Consider the following 21,378-nt stretch of genomic DNA (forward strand, 5'->3'; position numbering starts at 1 on the left):
GACCTCTGAACGTACGCACGGAGACGGACCCGCGTGCATCCCGCACGGTACAATCGCAGCGTGAACGCGCATAGTGTGCGAGCACGCCGTTACCGTCAAACATGAGCCGTTTTCCATCCTTTTCAAGGCCGCCGCCCAGGCAGTTCACCGCGCGGCGCCCTCAGCCCGTTGCCGAGGTGCTCGATCGCACCGACGCGTTCGCGGCCCTGCGCGCGGGCGTCGAGCAGATTGCGGCGCTGGAGAAGGACCTGCGCGCGCTGCTGCCCGAATATCTGGCGACCAGCGTGGAACCGGGCTTCATCAAGGACGGGGTACTGGCCCTGTTCGCCGCGCACAACGCGCTCGCGGCGCGGCTACGGCATCTCGAGCCGCGGCTACTGTCGGATCTGCAGCAACGCGGCTGGCCGGTCAATGCGCTGAGAATCCGCGTGCGGCCGCAGCCGGCCAAGGCGCCACCGCCGGTCAAGCAGGCACGCATGACGCCGGCTGGCGCCGAAGCGCTACACGCGCTGAGCCAGTCGCTCGCGCCGTCACCGCTACAGGAAGCGCTGGCGAAAATGGCGGCCCGGCATCGGCGCAATCGCTGAACGAAAAAAACGGCCCTGTGGGCCGTTTTTTATGCGTTCGCTACAGCAACGCCGCCTGAGACGTCAGGCGAAAGCCGTCTGCGTTTCGTACGCAAAGCCGCGCGGGGCCTTTTGCGTGTCGTCGAAGGTGACGATTTCGTACGAATCTTCGTGCGCCAGCAGCTCGCGCAGCAGCGCGTTGTTCAGCCCGTGACCCGACTTGTACGCCGTGTACGAGGCCAGCAACGGATGGCCGACCACATACAGGTCGCCGATCGCGTCGAGCATCTTGTGCTTCACGAACTCGTCGTCGTAACGCAGGCCGTCGTTGTTCAGAATGCGGTATTCATCGAGCACGATCGCGTTATCCATGCTGCCACCGCGCGCCAGACCCAGTTCGCGCATCATTTCCACCTCATGCGCAAAACCGAACGTGCGGGCACGCGCGATTTCCCGCACGTACGACGTGTTCGCAAAATCTACTTCCAGCGCCTGACCGGTCTTGTCCACGGCCGGGTGACGGAAGTCGATCGTAAATTTGAGCCTGAAGCCGAAGTAGGGATCGAGACGCGCGAACTTGTCGCCGTCGCGAATTTTGACCGGCTTGGTGACCTTGATGAATTTCTTCGCCGCGTTCTGCTCTTCGATGCCCGCCGATTGAATCAGAAACACGAACGAACCCGCGCTGCCATCCATGATCGGGATTTCTTCAGCGGTGACATCGACATAAAGATTGTCGATGCCAAGACCGGCGCAGGCGGACATCAGGTGCTCGACGGTCGACACTCGCGCGCCGTCTTTCTGCAACACAGAAGCCAGACGCGTATCGCCGATCGCCATCGCGGACGCAGGAATGTCCACCGGCGTGGGCAAATCCACGCGCGAAAACACGATGCCAGTGTCCGGCGCCGCCGGACGGAGCGTCAGGTTGACTTTGCGGCCGGAGTGCAGGCCGATGCCAACTGTCTTGACGATCGATTTGATAGTGCGCTGCTTCAACATGGTGATCTTCTATTCGATTAAAAATCCCAATCGGGACTTTTTATTCCATAGCGCGGATTATACTCCATTACCCTGGGGAGCGTCGTTTCCCGGAACGTATCAATCTGTTTCGCTGCATTACCCAATCGGCACCATCAGGTACCGTCAGGCACCGTCAGGAAAGCGTGACGGGCCGATGTTCCGGAACGGAGGCGTTTCCGGTCATCGGCCCGCGTAACGGCCTGTCACAAAAGCGTCTGGTTCACCGTTGCCCTGGCGCCACGCGTGCAAAACGCGCAGACCCGGCGGCGAAAGTGCGACGCCAACGCAACTAGCTCAACGTGGCGAGAATACTCCCTGCATCGCTGACTTCGAATTTGCCGGCAGCCTCGACGTTCAACGTCTTGACCACGCCGTCGTCGACCACCATCGCGTAGCGCTGGGAACGGATTCCCATGCCGCGCGCCGACAAATCCTGCTCCAGACCGAGCGCCCGCGTGAAAGCCGCACTGCCGTCCGCCATCATGCGCACCTTGCCCGAGGCGTGCTGATCGCGTCCCCACGCGCCCATTACGAACGCGTCGTTGACGGACACGCACCAGATCTCGTCGATGCCCGCAGCGCGCAACTGCTCGGCGTGCTCGACATAACCCGGTACATGTTTGGCCGAACAGGTCGGCGTGAACGCACCCGGCAATCCGAAGATCACCACGCGCTTGCCCGCCGTCTGCTCGCGCACGTCAAAGCTGTTAGGCCCGATCGTGCATCCCGCCCGCTCGTCTTCGACAAACTCGAAGAGCGTCGCGTCGGGCAGCTTGTCACCTGCCTGAATCATGCTCAGTCCTTTGCATCGATGCGAAGCACACTCGCACGTCGTCGTGTCGCAGTGAAATCCGGTTGAGCCTCACCGTAGGCTGCACCGACCGGCGACAGTCGCCCCATCCGCTTGGCAAATCCGAAGAGGGCAGTTGTCCCTGCCGCGAATCAGACGATACGCGACCTGTTTGCCGTTCACCCGCCACGCTCGTGCATTCGTTTGCCAGCGCTGCTTTACACAGCGCGGCATCGAAAGCCTGCTCGTGCGCTCAGTCCGCCTGCTTGCGCAGGAATGCCGGAATGTCGTACGTATCGACGCCCTTTTCCTGCAGCGCCTGAACGTGCGAGGCCGCGGTGTCGCGCGAGGTGCGCCACACCGCAGGCGTGTCCAGCGCGCCGTAGTCGGCCGTGCTCGCGTGCGCCGCCGATGGTGCGTAAGCCGCGTGCTGCATCGCTCCGATCGGCTGGTTGTCGGTGCCGGTGCGCAACAGCGTCATCGGTGCCGACTGCTGCTTCTTCGCCGCACGGCCCAGGCCCGTTGCCACGACCGTCACGCGCAGCGCGTCGCCCATGGCGTCGTCATACACCGCGCCGAAAATCACGGTCGCGTCTTCCGCTGCATAGCTCTTGATGGTGTTCATCACTTCGCGCGTTTCCGACAGACGCAGCGAACGGCTCGACGTGATGTTGACCAGCACGCCACGCGCGCCCGACAGATCCACACCTTCCAGCAGCGGGCTGGCGACAGCCTGCTCCGCAGCGAGGCGTGCGCGATCGACGCCGGCGACCGTCGCCGTGCCCATCATCGCCTTGCCCTGCTCGCCCATCACCGTCTTCACGTCTTCGAAGTCGACGTTCACCAGACCGTCGACGTTGATGATTTCCGCGATGCCGGCAACAGCGTTGTTCAGAACGTCGTCTGCGCACTGGAAGCACTTGTCCATCTCGGCGTCATCGCCCATCACCTCGAACAGCTTGTCGTTCAGAACGACGATCAGCGAGTCGACGTGATCCTCCAGTTGCTGCGAACCAGCTTCAGCGACGCGCATCCGCTTGCCGCCTTCGAATTCGAACGGCTTGCTGACCACGCCAACGGTCAGGATGCCCATTTCCTTGGCGATCTGCGCGACCACGGGTGCTGCGCCCGTGCCGGTGCCGCCGCCCATGCCGGCGGTGATGAAGACCATGTGCGCGCCGCGCAGTGCGTCGGCGATGCGCTCACGCGCTTCTTCGGCTGCGGCGCGGCCCATTTCCGGCTTGGCACCCGCGCCCAGACCCGTATTGCCGAGCTGGATCACCGCGGTGGCGCGCGAACGTGACAGCGCCTGCGCGTCGGTGTTCATCACGATGAAGTCGACGCCTTGCACGCCTTTGTTGATCATGTGCTGAACGGCATTGCCGCCAGCGCCACCTACTCCGACCACCTTGATGATGGTGCCGTTCGTTTCGGTTTCCAGCATCTGGAATTCCATGTTGCCTCCGTCAAGATAAAAAGTTACAGCCACTCGGCCGTTATTCGGCAGGTGATCGGGCAACCCCCTGTCGCGCGCCGGCCGCCGGCACCAGCGCGAATTTTTTCAAACCCGCTTCGAGACCCGTACTGCAAAGCCAATGCGTCAGAAGTTGCCGAGGAACCAGTCCTTCATGCGCGTGAAGACCTGTCCCATCGACCCCGACTGCACCGCGACCTTGCGGCCGCGCATGCGTTGCGAGCGTCCTTCGACGAGCAGGCCCATCGCCGTCGAATAGCGCGGATTGCGCACGACGTCGGCGAGACCGCCCGCGTACTCCGGCACACCGATGCGCACCGGCTTGAGGAAAATGTCTTCACCCAGTTCCACCATGCCGAGCATCATCGACGCGCCGCCGGTCAGCACCACGCCGGAGCTCAGCAGTTCCTCGTAACCCGACTCGCGCACCACCTGCTGCACGAGCGAAAACAGTTCTTCGACACGCGGCTCGACCACCGCCGCCAGCGCCTGGCGCGACAGCGTGCGCGGCCCGCGCTCGCCGAGACCCGGCACTTCGATCATCTCGTCCGGGTCGGCCAGCGCCTGCTTGGCGATGCCGTAATCCACCTTGATGTCCTCGGCGTCCGGTGTCGGTGTGCGCAACGCCATCGCGATGTCGCTCGTGATCTGGTCGCCGGCGATCGGAATCACTGCCGTATGGCGAATCGCGCCTTCGCTGAAAATCGCAATATCAGTCGTGCCGCCGCCGATATCGACCAGCACCACGCCGAGTTCCTTTTCGTCTTCCGTCAGCACCGCGAGCGATGACGCGAGCGGTTGCAGGATCAGATCGTTCACTTCGAGTCCGCAGCGGCGCACGCACTTGACGATGTTCTGCGCCGCGCTCACCGCGCCGGTGACGATATGCACCTTCACTTCGAGGCGGATGCCGCTCATCCCGATCGGCTCGCGCACATCTTCCTGGCCGTCGATGATGAATTCCTGCGTGAGGATGTGCAGCACCTGCTGATCGGTCGGGATGTTGATCGCCTTCGCCGTTTCGATCACGCGCGCCACGTCGGTCTGCGTGACTTCCTTCTCCTTGATCGCCACCATGCCGCTCGAATTGAAGCTGCGGATATGGCTGCCGGCGATTCCGGTGAACACGTTCGTGATCTTGCAATCGGCCATCAACTCGGCTTCTTCGAGCGCGCGCTGAATGGACTGCACGGTGGCTTCGATATTCACCACCACGCCTTTCTTGAGCCCCTTCGATTCGCTCTGGCCGAGGCCGATCACCTCGTAGTGACCTTCGCCCTTCAACTCGGCGACGATAGCCACGACCTTCGACGTCCCGATGTCGAGGGCGACCAGCAGATCTTTATAGTCTTTACTCATAGCGTGCTCATTGCGTGTGATGTCCGTTTACTTCTTGCCCTTGTCGGGTTCGCTGATAAAGCGCATGCCAGCGGCACGAATCGCGAAACCGTTCGGATAGCGCAAGTCCGCATACTCGATATCCTTTCCCCAACGTTGCGTCACCGCGTTCCAGGCCGCAGTCAGGCGCTTGCTGCGATCGAGCAGCGTGTCCTGATTGCGCTCGCGGCCAAGTTCCACCAGCGTGCCGTTCGACAGCTTCACCGTCCACGCGTAACGCGGCGACAGCGTCACGTCTTCGGGCGTCGCGTTGATCGACGCAAACCACTTCTGAAAGTCGTGATACCGCGCGACCACCTCTTTTGCCGTGCCGTCCGGTCCATCGAACGCGGGCAGATCCTCTTCGAGCTCGCCCTGATTCGCGGTGAACAGCTCGCCGTCGACGCTGACCAGCTGATCGCTGCCCCACGTCCCCAGTGGTTTGTACTCTTCGAGCGTGACAGCCAGCGCATTCGGCCAGACCCGCCGCACGCTCGCATGACGCACCCACGGCATCTGCTCGAACGCCTGGCGCGCGACGTCGAGATCCACCGTAAAGAAGTTGCCCTTCAACCGCCCCACTACACCGGCGCGCACCGTCGGCGAATTGATGTGCTCGGTATCGCCGTCGATCTGGATCTCGCGCAACGCGAAATTCGGGCGCTGGATCAGCCAGTAACCGCCCGCCGCCAGCAGCACGAGCACCAGCAACGCATGCAATGCGTTGGCGGCGAGATTGAGCTGGCGAACGTTGTTCCACATGGTGTTGCTTTTGTCTCGTCCCGGTTAGTCCTGCAGCGTCAGCGCCAACACGGCGACGACCAGTTCCTGATAGCTGATGCCCACCGCGCGTGCCGCTTTCGGCGGCAGCGAGTGATCGGTCATGCCAGGCGCCGTGTTCACTTCCAGAAAGTACGGCTTGCCCTCTGCGTCCAGCATGAAGTCCGCGCGGCCCCAATCGGTGCAGCCGAGCACGTCGAACGCGCGACGCGCCAGGGCTTTCAGACGCACTTCTTCGTCGGCGCTCAGACCGCACGGGATCAGGTACTGCGTGTCGTTGGCGATGTACTTCGCGTGGTAGTCGTAGAACTCGCCGGCCGGCACGATGCGGATCACCGGCAGGTCCAGATCGCCGGCGATGCACGCGGTGTATTCGCCGCCACCTTCGATGCTCTGCTCGACCACGACGATCGCGTCGAACTTGATCGCTTCGAGCAGTGCGGCCGGCAACGCGTCCGCGCTCTTCACCTTGATCACCGCGACGCTCGACCCCTCGCTTGCCGGCTTCACGAAGAGCGGCAAGCCGAGCTTCGCGACGATCTCTTTCGCACGCGCTTCGTAGTCGTCGCCACGCAGCACCGCTTCGAACGGCGGCGTCGGAATGCCGAGTTGCTGCCACACGAGCTTGGTGCGGAACTTGTCCAGACCGAGCGCGGAACCGAGCACGCCGCTACCCGTGTAGCGGATGCCGTAGAAGTCGAGCGCGCCCTGAATCTGGCCGTTTTCGCCGTAGCCGCCGTGCAGCGCGTTGAATGCGCGCACGAATCCTTCTTCCTTCAACGCGGCGAGCGGACGCTCGGCCGGGTCGAACGGATATGCGTCAATGCCGGCGTCGCGCAGACCTTGCAAGACCAGACGCCCGGAATTGAGCGACACCTCGCGCTCGGCGGAATTGCCACCGAGTAGCACGGCCACTTTGCCGAATCGTTTGGCGAGTTGTTCGGATTTAATACTGCTCATCTCACACCTTTGTTTCCTGCACGAGGCGACCCGGCACACCGCCGATCGAACCCGCGCCCATCGTAATCACCACATCGCCGTCGCGCACCACTGCCGAGAGTGCGTCCGGCATTTCATCCACCGTATCGACGAACACCGGCTCGACCTTGCCCGCCACGCGCAGCGCACGCGCCAACGCGCGGCCATCGGCGGCGACGATCGGCGCTTCGCCGGCCGAATAGACTTCGGTCAGCACGAGCGCGTCGACGGTCGACAACACCTTCACGAAATCTTCGAAACAATCGCGCGTGCGCGTGAAGCGATGCGGCTGGAACGCCAGCACCAGACGCCTGCCGGGGAATGCGCCGCGCGCCGCCGCCACCGTGGCCGCCATTTCGACCGGGTGATGACCGTAGTCGTCGACCAGCGTGTACGAGCCCGTGACCTCGCCTTCAGTTACGACCGGCACTTCGCCGTAACGCTGAAAGCGCCGGCCTACGCCGTTGAAATCCGCGAGTGCTCGCTGGATATCGGCATCTTTCACCTCAAGTTCAGTCGCAATTGCAATTGCGGCCAACGCGTTCTGCACGTTGTGCTCGCCCGGCAGGTTCAACACGATGTCGAGCGGCGCCGCATCTTCACGCATCGCGGTGAAATGCATGCAGCCACCGCGCGCTTCGACATTGACCGCGCGCACCTGCGCGTCCGCCGCGAAGCCGTAGCGAATGATCGGTTTCGATACGAACGGCAGGATCTCCTTCACGTTCGGATCGTCGACGCACAGCACCGCGATGCCGTAGAACGGCAGACGGTGCGTGAATTCGATGAACGCCTGCTTGAGCCGCGCGAAGTCGTGGCCGTAGGTATCCATGTGATCGGCGTCGATGTTCGTGATCACTTCGATCACCGGGAACAGGTTCAGGAACGACGCGTCCGACTCGTCTGCTTCGGCGACGATGAAGTCGCCCGTGCCGAGCCGCGCATTCGCGCCCGCGCTGATCAGACGGCCGCCGATCACGAAGGTCGGGTCGAGTCCGCCAGCGGCCAGCACGCTCGCCACCAGCGAGGTGGTGGTGGTCTTGCCGTGCGTGCCGGCAATCGCAATGCCCTGCTTCAGGCGCATCAGTTCCGCGAGCATCACGGCGCGCGGCACGATCGGAATGCGGCGATGACGCGCGGCCAGCACTTCCGGGTTGTCGCTGCGCACCGCGGTCGACACGACCACCGCGTTGGCGCCTTCGATGTTCTCCGCTGCGTGACCGATCGCGATACGCGCGCCGAGTGCGGCGAGGCGGTCCGTGACCGCGTTGCTCGACAGGTCCGAGCCGCTCACCTGATAGCCGAGGTTGACGAGCACCTCGGCGATGCCGCTCATGCCGACACCGCCGATGCCGACAAAATGAATGTGTTTGACGATGTGTTTCATTGCTTTCCTTCTGGGCTCGCGCCCGAAATCGAACCCGCCACGGTTGCGCAGATCTGTGCGACCTGCTCCGTTGCGTCGGGTTTCGCGAGCGAGCGCGAACGCTCCGCCATTTCCGCGAGCGTCTCGCGCGTCTGGCTGCGCAACCAGCCGGCGAGATTTTCCGCCGACAGGTCGCGTTGCTGCACGACCAGCGCCGCGCCGTTATCGGCGAGAAACGCTGCATTAGTGGTTTGGTGATCGTCCACCGCATAGGGGAACGGCACGAACAACGCCGCCACGCCCACCGCCGAAATCTCCGACACCGTCATCGCGCCCGAGCGGCAAATCACCAGATCCGCTTGCGCGTACGCGCTCGTCATGTCGTCGATGAACGGCACGAGTTCCACCGCGGTTTGCTCACCCTCGCCCTCTTGCAGACCCGCTGCCGCATAGTTCTCGCGCAGCGCTTCGATATGCTTCGCGCCCGCCTGATGCACGACGTGCGGACGTTCGTTCGGCGCGAGCAGCGCCACTGCGCGCGGCACCACTTCATTCAAAGCTGCCGCGCCGAGACTGCCGCCCACCACCAGCACGTTCAACGGACCGCTGCGTTGCGCGTAGCGTGTTTTGGGTGCAATCGCGCGTGCAAGTTCCTCACGAATCGGGTTGCCGGTCCATTCGCCATGCGGCAGCGCATTCGGGAAGGCGACCAGCACGCGTTTGGCGAGCTTCGCGAGCACCTTGTTGGCGAGACCCGCGATCGAGTTCTGTTCATGCAACACCAGCGGCCGGCCGCTCAACGCGGTCATCAGACCCGCCGGAAATGTGATGTAGCCACCCATGCCGAGCACGACGTCCGGCTTCACGCGACGCAGCACGCTCAAGCTCTGCGTGCACGCGCGCAGCAAATTCAGCGGCAACATCAGCTTGGTTTTCAGGCCCTTGCCGCGCAGCCCGCCAAAGCGCACGTATTCCATCGCGATACCGTGCTTGGGCACCAGCGTCGCTTCCATGCCTGCGGGATTGCCAAGCCACACGACCTTCCAACCCCACGCCTGCATCAGATGCGCGACCGCGAGCCCAGGGAACACGTGTCCTCCGGTGCCGCCGGCCATCACCATCAGCGTGCGTTGCTGCGTGAGGGTCATACCTTCCCTCCACGCATCAGTACCCGATTCTCGTAGTCCACGCGCAGCAACACCGCCACCGCCACACAGTTCAGCAAGATGCCCGAACCCCCGTAGCTGACGAGCGGCAAGGTCAGGCCTTTGGTCGGCAGCAGCCCGAGGTTCACGCCCATGTTGATGAAGGTCTGCGCGCCGAACCAGATACCGACGCCCTTCGCGACGAGACCCGCGAACGTGCGATCGAGTGCGAGCGCCTGACGGCCGATCTCGAACGACCGGCGCACGATCCAGTAGAACATCAGGATCACCGCCAGCACGCCGACGAAACCGAGCTCCTCGCCGATCACCGCGAGAATGAAGTCGGTATGCGCTTCCGGCAGATAGTTGAGCTTCTCGACGCTGCCGCCGAGGCCCACGCCGAACCACTCGCCGCGCCCGAACGCGATCAGCGAGTGCGTCAACTGATACGCCTTGCCCTGCGCGTAGCGGTCGTCCCACGGATCGAGGTACGCGAAGATCCGCTCGCGACGCCATGGCGACGCCCACACCAGCAGGGTGAATGTGCCTACCGCGGTGGCCACCAAACCGCCGAACAGCTTGCCGTTCACGCCGCCGAGAAACAGCACGCCCATTGCGATCGCCGCGATCACCATGAACGCGCCCATGTCCGGCTCGAGCAGCAGCAATGCGCCGACGAGCCCGACCGCCACCGCCATCGGCAGAAAGCCTTTGGCGAAGCTGTGCATGTATTCCTGCTTGCGCACCGTGTAGTTCGCCGCGTAGATCGTCACCGCGAGCTTCATGATTTCCGACGGCTGCATGTTCGTGATGCCGAGCGGAATCCAGCGGCGCGCCCCGTTCACGCCCTTGCCGACGTGCGGGATCAGCACGATCACCAGCGCGACGAGCGAGATCAGGAAGAGCTTCGGCGCGTACTTGTCCCACGTCGAGATGGGAATGCGAAACGACACGACGCCGACCACCGCACCCATCACGACGAAGATGGTCTGGCGCACGAGGAACGCGTAGTCGCGGTACGACGCGTACTTGGGCGAATCGGGCATGGCGATCGACGCCGAATACACCATCACGATGCCGAGCCCCAGCAGCGCGACGACGACCCACAGCAACGAGTGATCGTAGTCGAGCATCCGCGAGCGCAGCGGACGCACGCCGTTGACGGCGCTCGCGAGTCCGCTGCCGCCCGCGCGACCTGACGCGCCGGCCGCATTGCCGCCGGTCTGACGCGAACCGAAACGCTCCGACCAGCTCATATCATCGTCCCCCGTTCGGCCGCGATATCTTCCACGGTGCTGCGAAACACGGCGGCACGGTGCGCGTAACCCTTGAACATGTCGAAGCTCGCGCACGCCGGCGACAGCAGTACTGCGTCGCCCGGCTGCGCTAGCGCGGCGGCGGCGCGTGTCGCTTCTTCGAGCGTGGCGTGATCGGTCAGCGCGATGCCCGTGTGTTCCAGCGCCGTGCGAATCTGCGGTGCGTCGCGGCCGATCAGCATCACCGCGCGGCACCAGCGCATCACCGGCGCAGCGAGCGGTTCGAAATCCTGACCCTTGCCATCGCCGCCGGCGATCAACACCGCGCGCTGCGCGAGACCGTCGAGCGCGGCAACCGTCGCGCCGACATTGGTGCCCTTGCTGTCGTCCACGTAGTCGATGCCGTCGATCGACGCGATCAACTCCACGCGATGCGGCTCGCCGCGATATTCGCGCAGCCCGTGCAGCAGCGGTGCGCCCGGCAGACCGATCGCACGCGCGAGCGCATAGGCGGCCAGCGCGTTCGCGGCGTTGTGCAGGCCGCGAATCCGTAACGCGTCCGCGGGCATCAGGCGCTTCAACGCGATGGTCGGCGGCGTCGCCGCTTCGTGCTTGCGACGGCGCTTCGGCGTGGGTGCTCCGAAGGAAGTCCCCTTCGATTCGTCGCTTGCGTCACGGTCGTACGCTTCGACCAGCCAGAGCATGCCGTTATCGCGCAGCAGACCATAGTCGCCATCGTTCTTCGGTTCGGTCACGCCGAAGGTGACTACGTCCGCGCCACCTGCGTGCGCCGACGCGTCGCCGGAAGTCGCGAGCGTCATCACGCGCGAGTCGTCGCGGTTCAGCACGCGCACGGTCTGTGCACCGAAGATGCGGCCCTTCGCGGCCGCGTAGGCATCGAGGCCGCCGTGCCAGTCCAGATGATCCTGTGTGATGTTCAGCACCACCGCGGCATCCGGCGCGAACGTCTGCGCTGTTTCGAGCTGGAAGCTCGACAGCTCGAGCACCCACACGTCGGGCAGCGCGGTGTGATCGATCGCTTCGGTGAGCTTGTCGAGCAGGGCCGGGCTGATATTGCCCGCCACCGCGACCTTCTTGCCGGCGCGTTCGCACAGCAGGCCGGTGAGGCTCGTTGTCGTGGTCTTGCCGTTGGTGCCCGTGATGGCGATCACCTTCGGCGCATAGCCGTCCTCGCCAAGCGTCTCCAGCGCCTGCGAGAAGAACTCGAGTTCCCCCCACACGGGAATGCCCTGCTCGCGCGCCGCCGTGATCAGCGGCAACAGGTCGGCGGCGAGCGGCGACAGGCCCGGGCTGATCGCGAGCAGCTCGATGCCTTCGAGCAGCACCGGCGCAAACGGGCCGCCGACGAACTCGGCATCGATGCCGTGCGCTTGCAGCGCGGACAGGTTCGGCGGCACTTCGCGCGTGTCGGCCACACGCAGCCGACAGCCGTGCCGCGCGCACCAGCGCGCCATTGCGAGACCGGATTCACCCAGTCCCAGCACGAGCACCATCGGCTTTTGCCGATCCCGAAACTTCTCGCCGAACATCGCTTGCTTTCCCTTAACTTCGACTGTTGCTTAACGCAATTTGAGCGTGGACAAACCGAACAGACACAACATCAGCGTGACGATCCAGAAGCGCACGACCACCTGCGTTTCCTTCCAGCCCGTCAATTCGAAATGGTGATGCAGCGGCGCCATCTTGAAGAGACGCCGCCCTTCGCCGAAGCGGCGCTTGGTGTATTTGAACCACGTGACCTGCAGCATCACGGAGAGTGTCTCGGCGACAAAGATGCCGCCCATGATGAACAGCACGATTTCCTGACGCACGATCACCGCGATCGTGCCGAGCGCGCCGCCGAGCGCAAGCGCGCCGACGTCGCCCATGAACATCTGCGCCGGGTGCGTGTTGAACCAGAGGAACGCGAGGCCCGCGCCGCCCATCGCGGAACAGAAGATCAACAGTTCGCCCGCGCCAGGAATATGCGGAAACAGCAGGTACTTCGAGTAGACCGAGCTGCCCATCACGTACGCGAACACGCCGAGCGATCCGCCGACCAGCACGACCGGCATGATCACGAGACCGTCGAGGCCGTCGGTGAGATTGACCGCGTTGCTCGCACCGACGATCACCAGATACGTCAGCACGATGAAGCCCCACACGCCGAGCGGATAGCTGATCGACTTGACGAACGGCAGCATCAGGTCGGCGTTCGCCGGCAGTCCCATCGACAAGCCGCTGCGCACCCACGCCATGAACAGGTCGAACACACGCACGTTGCTCGCTTCCGACACGCTGAACGCCAGATAGACCGCGGCGAACAGCCCGATCAACGATTGCCAGAAATACTTTTCGCGCGACGACATTCCGCGCGGGTCCTTGTAGACCACCTTGCGGTAATCGTCGACCCAGCCGATCACGCCGAAGCCGAACGTGACGAGTATCACGATCCAGATGAAGCGGTTGGTCAGGTCGGCCCACAGCAGCGTGGCCACTGCGATGCCGAGCAGAATCAGCACGCCGCCCATGGTGGGCGTGCCGGATTTGACGAGGTGGGTTTGCGGACCGTCCTTGCGGACGGCCTGACCGACCTTCATCGCGGTCAGCTTGCGAATCACGGCCGGGCCACAGATGAGTCCGATCAGCAGCGCAGTGATGGTCGCCATCACCGCACGGAAAGTCAGATAACTGAACACGCGCAAGAAGCTTGCGTCATTCTGCAGCCATTGCGCCAGCGCCAGTAGCATGCTTCGGTCCTTCTATTTCAATGTGCAGCGGGCGTGCTGCCCGCTGCGTTGGGTTGTGGACTCGTAACGGCGTCCACCACGCGCTCCATTTGCATGAAGCGCGAGCCTTTCACGAGAAGCGTTGCAGCAGCGCCGAAACCGGCCTGCTGCAATTGCGCGATCAACGTGCCGACGTCGGCGACGTGCTGCGCTTTGGCGCCGTATGCGCTGCAGGCGTCGCGCGATGCGTCGCCCATCGCATACAGCGCGTCGATGCCGCGCTCTTTCGCGTACGCACCGATTTCACGGTGAAACGCCGGACCGTTGTCGCCGACTTCGCCCATGTCGCCCATCACCAGCACGCGTGGCGATGCCCGCGACGCGAGCACGTCGATCGCGGCGCGCATCGAGTCGGGATTCGCGTTGTAGGTGTCGTCGATCACGGTTGCGCCGGCTAGCGTGCCAAGCATCGCCTGCTTCACTTGCAGGCGGCCCTTCACTGCGCCGAACGATTCGAGCCCGCGCTTGATCGCGTCGAGCGAAACGCCCGCTGCCAAGGCAGCTGCGGTTGCGGCCAGCGCGTTGTGCGCGTTGTGATTGCCGAGCACTTGCAGCGTGACTTCGAGCCGGCCTTGCGGCGTGTCGATGCCGAGGCGGTTGCCGTCGAACGTGCCTTTGACTGCGGCCTCGGTCACGCGCTCGGCGCAGTTCAGCGCGAAGTCGATGATGCGGTTGCCGGTGGCGGCCACGCGCCAGATGCTCGCGTAAGCGTCGTCCGCGGGGAACACGGCGACGCCTTCAGAAGAGAGCGCGTGAATCACGCTCGCGTGTTCGAGCGCGACTGCTTCGACAGTCGCCATGAATTCCTGATGCTCGCGCTGCGCGTTGTTCACGACGGCAACGGTCGGCTCGGCGAGCTTCGCCAGCAGCTCGGTTTCGCCCGGGTGGTTCATGCCGAGCTCGACCACCGCCAGTCGATGCGCGGCGTGCAGACGGAACAGCGTGAGCGGCAGGCCGATGTCGTTGTTGAAGTTGCCCGCGGTCGCGAGACGCGCCTCGTCGCCAACTGCGGCGGCGAAAATCGACGCGATCATTTCCTTGACCGTGGTCTTGCCGTTGCTGCCCGTGACGGCGACGAGCGGCATGCTGAACTTGCGACGCCAGCCGCGTGCGAGCGCGCCCAGCGCGAGGCGCGTGTCGGCCACGCGAATCGCGGGCACGTGCCAGCCATCCGGCGTGCGCGTGACGAGCGCGGCCGCGACGTGACGCGCCGCGACGTCCGCCAGGAAGTCGTGCGCGTCGAAACGCTCGCCCTTGATCGCGACGAACAGATCGCCGGGGCCGGCGCTGCGGCTGTCGGTCGACACGCGTGCGAAGCCGACGCCGCCGTCGCCGACGACGCTGGCGCCGGGGATCAGCGCGGCGGCTTCATGTAGCGTGAACATGCTCATTCGCCACCTCCGCGTGCGTGCGTCGCGCGTGCCGCGAGCGCGAGGCGAGCGTGGTCCTGATCGGAGAAAGCGCGTTTCTTGCCCATGATTTCCTGTGTTGCTTCGTGCCCCTTGCCGGCCAGCACGATGACATCTTCACGCGCGGCGCCGCGGATCGCTTGCAGAATTGCGCTCGCGCGGTCCTCGACACGGCGCGCCTTCGACGCGTCCTGCATGCCCGCGGCGATCTGCTCGATGATCGACTGCGGATCTTCGCTGCGCGGGTTGTCACTGGTCACGACCACGCCATCGGCGAGCCTCTCGGCGATCGCGCCCATCAGCGGACGCTTGGTGGCGTCGCGGTCGCCGCCGCAACCGAACATGCAGATCAGCTCGCCGCCGCGCGCAGCCGCCATCGGGCGTAGCGCTTCGAGGGTCTTTTGCAGCGCATCCGGCGTGTGCGCGTAATCGATCACGACGAGCGGCTCGTCGTTCTGCAAGCGGCCGCCCAGACGTTGCATGCGGCCATTCACCGACTCGAGCTTCGCGAGTTCGGCGAGCGCCGCGTCGAACGGCACGTCGGCGGCGAGCAATGCGCCAAGCACGCCGAGCAGATTGCTGACGTTGAACGCGCCGAGCGTTTGCACTTCGACATCGGCGTCGCCCCAGCCCGACGTGCTCAGATGAAACGCGGTGCCGGTGGCCGTCGCGCGCACGTTCGACGCGAGCAGCAACGCATCCGCTTGCGGCATCGCGTGCGACCCGGCTTGCGGCGCCGGGTCGAGCCCGTACGCGATGGTGCGCACCCGGCCGCGCGTGCTGGCTAGCAGGCGACGGCCGGCGGCATCGTCGCGATTGATCACGGCCGCGCGCAGCTCCGGCCACGCGAACAGGCGCGCCTTGGCCGTTTCATAGGCTGCGAACGTGCGGTGATAGTCGAGGTGATCTTGCGTGAGGTTGGTGAACACCGCGATATCGAACGCCGTGCCGTTCACGCGTCCCTGATGCAGCGCGTGCGACGACACTTCCATCGCCACCGCCTGCGCGCCCGCGTCGCGCAATTGCGCGAGACTGCGCTGCAGTTGCGGCGCATCGGGCGTCGTGAATCCCGTGTTCACGAGCTCGCCAGGCAAACCGGTGCCGAGCGTGCCGATGATCGCGCAGCGCGTGCCGAGCGCAGTCAGCGCGGCCGAGATCCATTGGCTGCACGAGGTCTTGCCGTTCGTGCCGGTGATGCCGACCGTCAGCATCGCGTCGCTCGGATCGTGATACCAGCCGCTCGCGATCGAGCCGGCAAGTTCGTTCAACGCCGGTACGGCCTGTGTGATGGACGGATCGATCGTGCCGCCGAAGCCTTCCGGCTGAACCAGCACCGCGGCCGCGCCACGCTCAATCGCGCCGTCGATGAACGCACGGTTGTCCGCACCTTCCACCGCGTAGGCGAGGAACGCGTCACCGGCTGCGAGCGAGCGCGTGTCGGCGTGCAGATGCGCATCTGGCCGCAGGCGGGCGTGCAGCCAGCCGAGGGCGTCGGCGATCTGCCGGTGCGCGGGATGATTCTTGCGCAGCACGCTCATCGCACGACTCCGGGGTGGCTTTTCGCGTCGGCGGAAATCGTCATTTTCTTCGCGCCCGCGCTGGTGGCGAGTTTCTTGACCGCCGCCGGCGTGGCCGGCGCGGCCTGCGCGGCAGGCGCCGACTCGTCCGATACGACCATCTGCTTGACCGGCATATCCGGCGGCACATTCAGCGAGCGCAGCGTATCGCCGACGATCCCCGAGAACACCGGACCCGACACCTGACCGCCGAAGTGGCTGCCCGCCGTCGGCTCGTCGACCGACACGGCCACGACGATGCGTGGGTTCGGCATCGGCGCCATGCCGACGAACGACGCGCGATATTTGGAGTGGTCGTAGCCGTGGGCACCGTGTTTGTACGCGGTGCCGCTCTTGCCGCCGACGCGGTAGCCCGGCACGGCTGCGTCCGGCGACGTGCCGCCCGGCGCCGTCACGGTTTCGAGCATTGCGCGCACTTCGCGGGCGGTGGTCGGCGAGAAAATCTGCGGACCCGTGGCCGGCTGCTCGCCAGGCGTGCGGAAAATCGACACCGGCATGATCTGGCCGTCATGCGCGATCGCGGTGTACGCGCGGCCCAACTGGAATAGCGACACCGACAGACCATAGCCGTACGACATGGTGGCCTGTTCGATGCGCCGCCAGCTCTTCCACGGCCGCAGACGGCCCGCCGCCGCGCCCGGAAAGCCGACCTTCGGCGCCTGGCCGAGACCGATGCTGGTATACATGTTCCACATCTCTTCGGGCTTGAGTTGCATCGCGATCTTCGTCGCGCCGATGTTGCTCGACTTCTGGATCACGCCGCCGACCGTCAGCACGCCGAACGCACTGTCGTCGGTAATCGGCGCACCGTCGAGCACAAAGCGGCCCGGCCCCGTATCTACCAGTGTAGTCGGCGTCACGCGATGCAGATCGAGCGCGAGCGACACCGTGAACGGCTTCATGATCGAGCCCGGCTCGAACGTGTCGGTCAGGATGCGGTTGCGCAACTGGTCGCCCGTCAGGTGCGAGCGGTCGTTCGGGTTGTACGTCGGGTAGTTGACGAGCGCCAGCACTTCGCCGGTACGCACGTCGATCACCATCGCCGCGCCAGCCTTTGCCTTGAATTTTTCGACGGCCGCTTTCAGGTTCGTGTACGCGATGTACTGGATCTTGCTGTCGATCGACAGATCGACGTCGCGGCCGTTGTGGGGCACGACCTGCTCGTCCACGTCCTCGATGATGTGGCCCATGCGGTCCTTGATCACGCGCCGGCTGCCCGACACGCCGGCCAAGAGCTTCTGGTCGCCGAGCTCGACGCCTTCCTGGCCTTCGTCCTCGACGTTCGTGAAGCCGATCAGGTGAGCCGTGATCTCGCCTTCCGGATAGAAACGCTTGTACTCGTCGCGCATGTAGATGCCGGGGATATCCAGCGCGGTGACTTTTGCCGCGACGTCGACCGGCACCTGGCGCTTCACGTAGACGAAGGTCTTGTCTTCGGAGAGCTTGGCGCGCAACTCCTTGGTGGTCATGCCGAGCAGTTTGCCGAGCGCATTCAGCTTGTCGGCGCCGAGGTCGTCCGGCACCGATTCGGGAATCGCCCAGATCGCGCGCACCGGCAGACTGGTGGCGAGCACGAGACCGTTGCGGTCGAGAATCTTGCCGCGCGTGGCCGGCAGTTCGAGGCGGCGCTGATAGCGGATTTCGCCCTGCTTCTGATAGAACGCGTTGCCCGGCCCCTGAATCCAGAACGCGCGCCCGGCGAGCGCGACGAACGCCATGAACAGCAGGAACACCACGAGTTTCGAGCGCCACATCGGCAGGCGCACTGACAGAATCGGATTGGCGGAAAACGCGACGCTCTTGCGAGCCGATGATTTTTTCATCGCACGCCTCCGCGACGGGTAGCCGCCGGCGCCGACGCCGGGCCCGAAGTGGGGATCGGCGCATCCTCGGCCTTCGCGGCGCCCGGATCAAGCGTCAGATACTGCGTGCGTCCGGTCGTGACGGATTGCATCCGCAGCGAGTCGGTGGCGGTCTGCTCGATGCGCGACGTCTTCGACAGCGCGCTCTGCTGATATTGAAGCTGCGAATAGTCCTGCTGCAGCTGGCGCTCCTGCGACTGCGCGCGCTGCAGCTGGATAAAGATCTGACGCTGCTGATTGGTCGCGTTGACAACCGACAAGGCGCAGCCCATCACGATAATCAGCAGAAAGATGTTGAGACGATTCATGGCGCGATCCGCTCCGCCACACGCATGACGGCAGAACGGGCGCGCGGGTTCGCGGCGACTTCGGCCTCGCTCGCGAATACACGGCCGATGATCTTGAGCGGAGGGCTCGGCAGATCGACGGCGCGAATCGGCAGACGGCGATCGACCGCAGGCGTACTGGCGTGCGCCTGCATGAATCGCTTGACGATCCGGTCCTCGAGCGAATGAAAGCTGATGACCACCAGCCGCCCCCCTTGCTCCAACAGCGACAACGCTGCTTCTAAAACGACTTGCAGCTCCGCAAGCTCTTGATTGATGTGAATCCGTATAGCCTGAAAGGTGCGGGTTGCCGGATCCTTGCCCTTCTCACGGGTTTTGACGACGTTAGCCACGATTTGGGCAAGCTCGCCCGTGCTGACGAGAGGCCCAAGACGGTCGGACTCTGCCCGGCGAGCAACAAGCGCCTTTGCAATCTGAAAAGCAAACCGTTCTTCCCCATAATCTCGTATCACCTCCGTCAGTTCCTGCACCGTGGCCCGCGCCAGCCAGTCAGCGGCAGACTCGCCGCGCGTCGGGTCCATCCGCATGTCGAGCGGGCCTTCGGCGCGGAAGCTGAAGCCCCGCTCCGGATCGTCGACTTGCGGCGACGACACACCCAGATCCAGCAACACACCCGACACCCGTCCTACGCCGCGCTCCGCAAGCGCGGTGCGCAGTGAAGCAAAACTCTCATGCACGATGCCAAAGCGCGGATCCGTGATCTGCTGCGCGGTGGCGATCGCCAGCGGGTCCTTGTCGAACGCGATCAGACGACCCGACTCGCTGAGCCTTTCCAGCACCAGCCGGCTGTGACCGCCGCGGCCAAAGGTGCCGTCCACATACACGCCGTCAGCGCGCGTCACCAGCGCGTCGACCGCCTCGTTCAGCAGCACCGTGCGATGCTGCAATTCGCTTCCCATCGCAGGTGCCATATCTATAACCCGCGATCAGAACGTGAAATTCTTTAAGGCCTCGGGCATGCCCTCGGCGATCGCCGCCTGTTCCTTGGCGGCGTAAGTCTGTGCATCCCACAACTCGAAGTGACGGCCCATGCCGAGCAAGGTCACTTCTTTTTCCAACCCGCCAGCCATGCGCAACTCCGGCGACACGAGCACGCGGCCCGCGCCGTCCATATCGACATCCATTGCATTACCGAGAAAAATGCGGCGCCACCAGGCGGCGTTCATCGGCAGATTGCCGACCTTCTCGCGGAAAACCTCCCATTCCGGGCGCGGAAAGAGCAACAGGCAGCCGTCCGGGTGCTTGGTGATCGTCACCCGGCCCTCTGCCTGTGTTTGCAGCGCATCCCGATAACGAGAAGGGATCGACATCCGCCCTTTCGCATCGAGCGTCAGCGCCGACGCCCCTTGGAACACTTCACTCTCCCCTTTTGCGGCGCTTTGCGCCGGCTGCCCGCTTCGTGAAAATCTACCCCAAACCGACTCTTGGATCACACAAAAATACACTTTCTCACACTGTCTCCCACTTTAGAGGAACGCTAAACAGGGGTCAAGGGAGATAACCGCTTTTCGAGCGGAATTTTGTTTGTTAGAACAAGGACTTAGCGCGACTCCTTCACGTCAGACATAAAACGGAAAACCGTTATAAATGAATGAACTACTGCAACTTGTGAAGGTGATACGTGAAAAGTGCAGGGGAACAGCGCGGAATGAAAGAGATCGTTAAGCGGAATCGGGAGGTCTCAGCGGGTCTTACGGGGATTTTACGAAGGGCTTGCAGCGGATGGCGCGCGAGGCGCCGTCCCAGTCGAGAAAGACCTGAACGGTGGTCTCGACTTTATATGTAATACGCGGTGCGAGTCATTACTTTCGACACCGCGCGCATCAGCGCACGCGCGGGAAACGGCAGCTCGATGCCACCCGCATCGATGGCGGCCTTGCCATGCCTGACTTCGTCCGCCCGCATCTGCTCGACGATCGCACGTGACTCGCGGTCAGCGGCAGGCAACTGTTCCAGATGGCTATCAAGATGCTGCTCCACCTGGCGCTCGGTTTCGGCCATGAAGCCGAGACTGACGCGGTCACCCATGCGCCCCGCCAGCAGACCGATCGCCAATGCGCCGGTGTACCAAACCGGGTTCAACAGGCTCGGACGCGAATCGAGCGCCTCGAGACGTTTGGCGGTCCACGCGAGGTGATCTTCTTCCTCGGTGGCCGCGTGGTCGAAGACGGCACGTAACGAAGGCGAGCGGGTTGAGAGTTTCTGAGCCTGGTAGAGCGCCTGTGCGCACACCTCGCCGACGTGGTTCACGCGCATCAGACCCGCCGCGTGCGCACGCTCTGCCGCGGAGAGCTCGGGTGCCTCCGCCGTCGCCGCGGATTCCTGCGGAACCGGCAACGGACGACTCATCCGCGACACGCCGGTCATTGAGCGTAAACCCCGATCAAACTCGCAAATCAACTCGTCCAGAAACATTCAGCACTCCCTGATTCAACAACCGGCTCACCGAGCCGGAAGGTCCGCGCGACAACGCTTTGCGAGTCCAAAGCCGGTGCGCGCCAGCCTTCAACCCGCATGAATTCGGCGGCCAATTGATGATATTAGACCATGTTGCGTAAACGAAACAGGAGCGTTCCGACCCGGCTCCTTTTTCTTTGTCCCATGTATGCCTTTTGTTACATTACGTGGCAACTTCTCGC

At 64.1% G+C, this 21,378-nt stretch carries 19 protein-coding genes; 1 reads left to right on the plus strand and 18 read right to left on the minus strand.

Annotation, left to right across the window (positions count from 1 at the left end):
* Positions 1-101 precede the first annotated feature (101 nt).
* Positions 102-587: a DciA family protein gene (locus tag BN2475_RS21750; RefSeq protein ID WP_094781551.1), complete on the plus strand. Its 486-nt coding sequence runs from the start codon at positions 102-104 to the stop codon at positions 585-587.
* Between the two features lie 63 nt (positions 588-650).
* Here the strand turns inward: BN2475_RS21750 and lpxC are convergent, their stop codons facing one another.
* The 18 genes from lpxC to coq7 all read right to left on the minus strand — a co-directional run bounded on the left by lpxC (position 651) and on the right by coq7 (position 21,154).
* On the minus strand, positions 651-1,568 hold the full coding sequence (gene lpxC, locus BN2475_RS21755; RefSeq protein ID WP_094781552.1) for a UDP-3-O-acyl-N-acetylglucosamine deacetylase: 918 nt from the start codon (positions 1,566-1,568) through the stop codon (positions 651-653).
* 310 nt (positions 1,569-1,878) lie between these two features.
* Complete coding sequence (locus tag BN2475_RS21760; RefSeq protein ID WP_094781553.1) at positions 1,879-2,382, minus strand: peroxiredoxin; 504 nt, start codon at positions 2,380-2,382, stop codon at positions 1,879-1,881.
* A 250-nt stretch (positions 2,383-2,632) separates the two neighbouring features.
* Positions 2,633-3,835, minus strand: coding sequence for a cell division protein FtsZ (ftsZ, locus tag BN2475_RS21765; RefSeq protein ID WP_094781554.1), 1,203 nt, complete (start codon positions 3,833-3,835; stop codon positions 2,633-2,635).
* Between the two features lie 144 nt (positions 3,836-3,979).
* Positions 3,980-5,212, minus strand: a complete 1,233-nt coding sequence (gene ftsA / locus BN2475_RS21770) for a cell division protein FtsA (protein ID WP_007180311.1) — start codon at positions 5,210-5,212, stop codon at positions 3,980-3,982.
* Between the two features lie 27 nt (positions 5,213-5,239).
* Positions 5,240-5,992: a cell division protein FtsQ/DivIB gene (locus tag BN2475_RS21775; protein WP_094781555.1), complete on the minus strand. Its 753-nt coding sequence runs from the start codon at positions 5,990-5,992 to the stop codon at positions 5,240-5,242.
* Positions 5,993-6,016: 24 nt separating this feature from the next.
* Entirely contained in the window at positions 6,017-6,970 is a 954-nt protein-coding gene (locus BN2475_RS21780) for a D-alanine--D-alanine ligase (protein WP_094781556.1), read from the minus strand.
* Between the two features lies 1 nt (position 6,971).
* Positions 6,972-8,375 carry a UDP-N-acetylmuramate--L-alanine ligase gene (gene murC, locus BN2475_RS21785; RefSeq protein WP_094781557.1) on the minus strand — a complete coding sequence of 468 codons (1,404 nt, stop codon included), beginning with the start codon at positions 8,373-8,375 and terminating at the stop codon, positions 6,972-6,974.
* Positions 8,372-9,502 (minus strand): undecaprenyldiphospho-muramoylpentapeptide beta-N-acetylglucosaminyltransferase, encoded by a 1,131-nt coding sequence (murG, locus tag BN2475_RS21790; RefSeq protein ID WP_094781558.1) that lies wholly within the window; start codon positions 9,500-9,502, stop codon positions 8,372-8,374. Before murG ends, murC begins: the two co-directional genes overlap by 4 nt.
* On the minus strand, positions 9,499-10,755 hold the full coding sequence (gene ftsW / locus BN2475_RS21795; RefSeq protein WP_094781559.1) for a putative lipid II flippase FtsW: 1,257 nt from the start codon (positions 10,753-10,755) through the stop codon (positions 9,499-9,501). Before ftsW ends, murG begins: the two co-directional genes overlap by 4 nt.
* Positions 10,752-12,305: a UDP-N-acetylmuramoyl-L-alanine--D-glutamate ligase gene (murD, locus tag BN2475_RS21800; RefSeq protein ID WP_094781560.1), complete on the minus strand. Its 1,554-nt coding sequence runs from the start codon at positions 12,303-12,305 to the stop codon at positions 10,752-10,754. Before murD ends, ftsW begins: the two co-directional genes overlap by 4 nt.
* Positions 12,306-12,335: 30 nt before the next feature.
* Positions 12,336-13,505: a phospho-N-acetylmuramoyl-pentapeptide-transferase gene (gene mraY / locus BN2475_RS21805; protein ID WP_094781561.1), complete on the minus strand. Its 1,170-nt coding sequence runs from the start codon at positions 13,503-13,505 to the stop codon at positions 12,336-12,338.
* A gap of 17 nt (positions 13,506-13,522) precedes the next feature.
* Positions 13,523-14,935, minus strand: a complete 1,413-nt coding sequence (locus BN2475_RS21810) for a UDP-N-acetylmuramoyl-tripeptide--D-alanyl-D-alanine ligase (protein ID WP_094781562.1) — start codon at positions 14,933-14,935, stop codon at positions 13,523-13,525.
* Positions 14,932-16,491: a UDP-N-acetylmuramoyl-L-alanyl-D-glutamate--2,6-diaminopimelate ligase gene (locus tag BN2475_RS21815; protein WP_094781563.1), complete on the minus strand. Its 1,560-nt coding sequence runs from the start codon at positions 16,489-16,491 to the stop codon at positions 14,932-14,934. The genes BN2475_RS21810 and BN2475_RS21815 overlap by 4 nt, the downstream gene beginning before the upstream one ends.
* Positions 16,488-18,353, minus strand: coding sequence for a peptidoglycan D,D-transpeptidase FtsI family protein (locus BN2475_RS21820; protein WP_094781564.1), 1,866 nt, complete (start codon positions 18,351-18,353; stop codon positions 16,488-16,490). Before BN2475_RS21820 ends, BN2475_RS21815 begins: the two co-directional genes overlap by 4 nt.
* A complete protein-coding gene (gene ftsL / locus BN2475_RS21825) occupies positions 18,350-18,700 on the minus strand; it encodes a cell division protein FtsL (protein ID WP_094781565.1) in 351 nt (116 codons plus the stop codon). The genes BN2475_RS21820 and ftsL overlap by 4 nt, the downstream gene beginning before the upstream one ends.
* Complete coding sequence (gene rsmH / locus BN2475_RS21830; RefSeq protein ID WP_094781566.1) at positions 18,697-19,650, minus strand: 16S rRNA (cytosine(1402)-N(4))-methyltransferase RsmH; 954 nt, start codon at positions 19,648-19,650, stop codon at positions 18,697-18,699. The genes ftsL and rsmH overlap by 4 nt, the downstream gene beginning before the upstream one ends.
* Positions 19,651-19,665: 15 nt before the next feature.
* Positions 19,666-20,094, minus strand: coding sequence for a division/cell wall cluster transcriptional repressor MraZ (gene mraZ, locus BN2475_RS21835; RefSeq protein ID WP_094781567.1), 429 nt, complete (start codon positions 20,092-20,094; stop codon positions 19,666-19,668).
* 421 nt (positions 20,095-20,515) lie between these two features.
* Positions 20,516-21,154 carry a 2-polyprenyl-3-methyl-6-methoxy-1,4-benzoquinone monooxygenase gene (gene coq7 / locus BN2475_RS21840; RefSeq protein ID WP_094781568.1) on the minus strand — a complete coding sequence of 213 codons (639 nt, stop codon included), beginning with the start codon at positions 21,152-21,154 and terminating at the stop codon, positions 20,516-20,518.
* Positions 21,155-21,378: the final 224 nt, after the last annotated feature.

It is taken from the genome of Paraburkholderia ribeironis (assembly GCF_900019265.1).
Taxonomy (GTDB): Bacteria; Pseudomonadota; Gammaproteobacteria; order Burkholderiales; family Burkholderiaceae; genus Paraburkholderia; species Paraburkholderia ribeironis.

Coding starts and splice junctions, on each gene's coding strand:
- ftsZ (WP_094781554.1), bottom strand. CDS start 3,835: ATGGAATTCCAGATGCTGGAAACCGAAACGAACGGCACCATCATCAAG.
- murG (WP_094781558.1), bottom strand. CDS start 9,502: ATGACCCTCACGCAGCAACGCACGCTGATGGTGATGGCCGGCGGCACC.
- BN2475_RS21810 (WP_094781562.1), bottom strand. CDS start 14,935: ATGAGCATGTTCACGCTACATGAAGCCGCCGCGCTGATCCCCGGCGCC.
- BN2475_RS21780 (WP_094781556.1), bottom strand. CDS start 6,970: ATGAGCAGTATTAAATCCGAACAACTCGCCAAACGATTCGGCAAAGTG.
- mraY (WP_094781561.1), bottom strand. CDS start 13,505: ATGCTACTGGCGCTGGCGCAATGGCTGCAGAATGACGCAAGCTTCTTG.
- lpxC (WP_094781552.1), bottom strand. CDS start 1,568: ATGTTGAAGCAGCGCACTATCAAATCGATCGTCAAGACAGTTGGCATC.
- BN2475_RS21750 (WP_094781551.1), top strand. CDS start 102: ATGAGCCGTTTTCCATCCTTTTCAAGGCCGCCGCCCAGGCAGTTCACC.
- rsmH (WP_094781566.1), bottom strand. CDS start 19,650: ATGGCACCTGCGATGGGAAGCGAATTGCAGCATCGCACGGTGCTGCTG.
- coq7 (WP_094781568.1), bottom strand. CDS start 21,154: ATGTTTCTGGACGAGTTGATTTGCGAGTTTGATCGGGGTTTACGCTCA.
- BN2475_RS21815 (WP_094781563.1), bottom strand. CDS start 16,491: ATGAGCGTGCTGCGCAAGAATCATCCCGCGCACCGGCAGATCGCCGAC.
- murC (WP_094781557.1), bottom strand. CDS start 8,375: ATGAAACACATCGTCAAACACATTCATTTTGTCGGCATCGGCGGTGTC.
- murD (WP_094781560.1), bottom strand. CDS start 12,305: ATGTTCGGCGAGAAGTTTCGGGATCGGCAAAAGCCGATGGTGCTCGTG.
- BN2475_RS21760 (WP_094781553.1), bottom strand. CDS start 2,382: ATGATTCAGGCAGGTGACAAGCTGCCCGACGCGACGCTCTTCGAGTTT.
- ftsL (WP_094781565.1), bottom strand. CDS start 18,700: ATGAATCGTCTCAACATCTTTCTGCTGATTATCGTGATGGGCTGCGCC.
- ftsW (WP_094781559.1), bottom strand. CDS start 10,755: ATGAGCTGGTCGGAGCGTTTCGGTTCGCGTCAGACCGGCGGCAATGCG.
- ftsA (WP_007180311.1), bottom strand. CDS start 5,212: ATGAGTAAAGACTATAAAGATCTGCTGGTCGCCCTCGACATCGGGACG.
- BN2475_RS21775 (WP_094781555.1), bottom strand. CDS start 5,992: ATGTGGAACAACGTTCGCCAGCTCAATCTCGCCGCCAACGCATTGCAT.
- BN2475_RS21820 (WP_094781564.1), bottom strand. CDS start 18,353: ATGAAAAAATCATCGGCTCGCAAGAGCGTCGCGTTTTCCGCCAATCCG.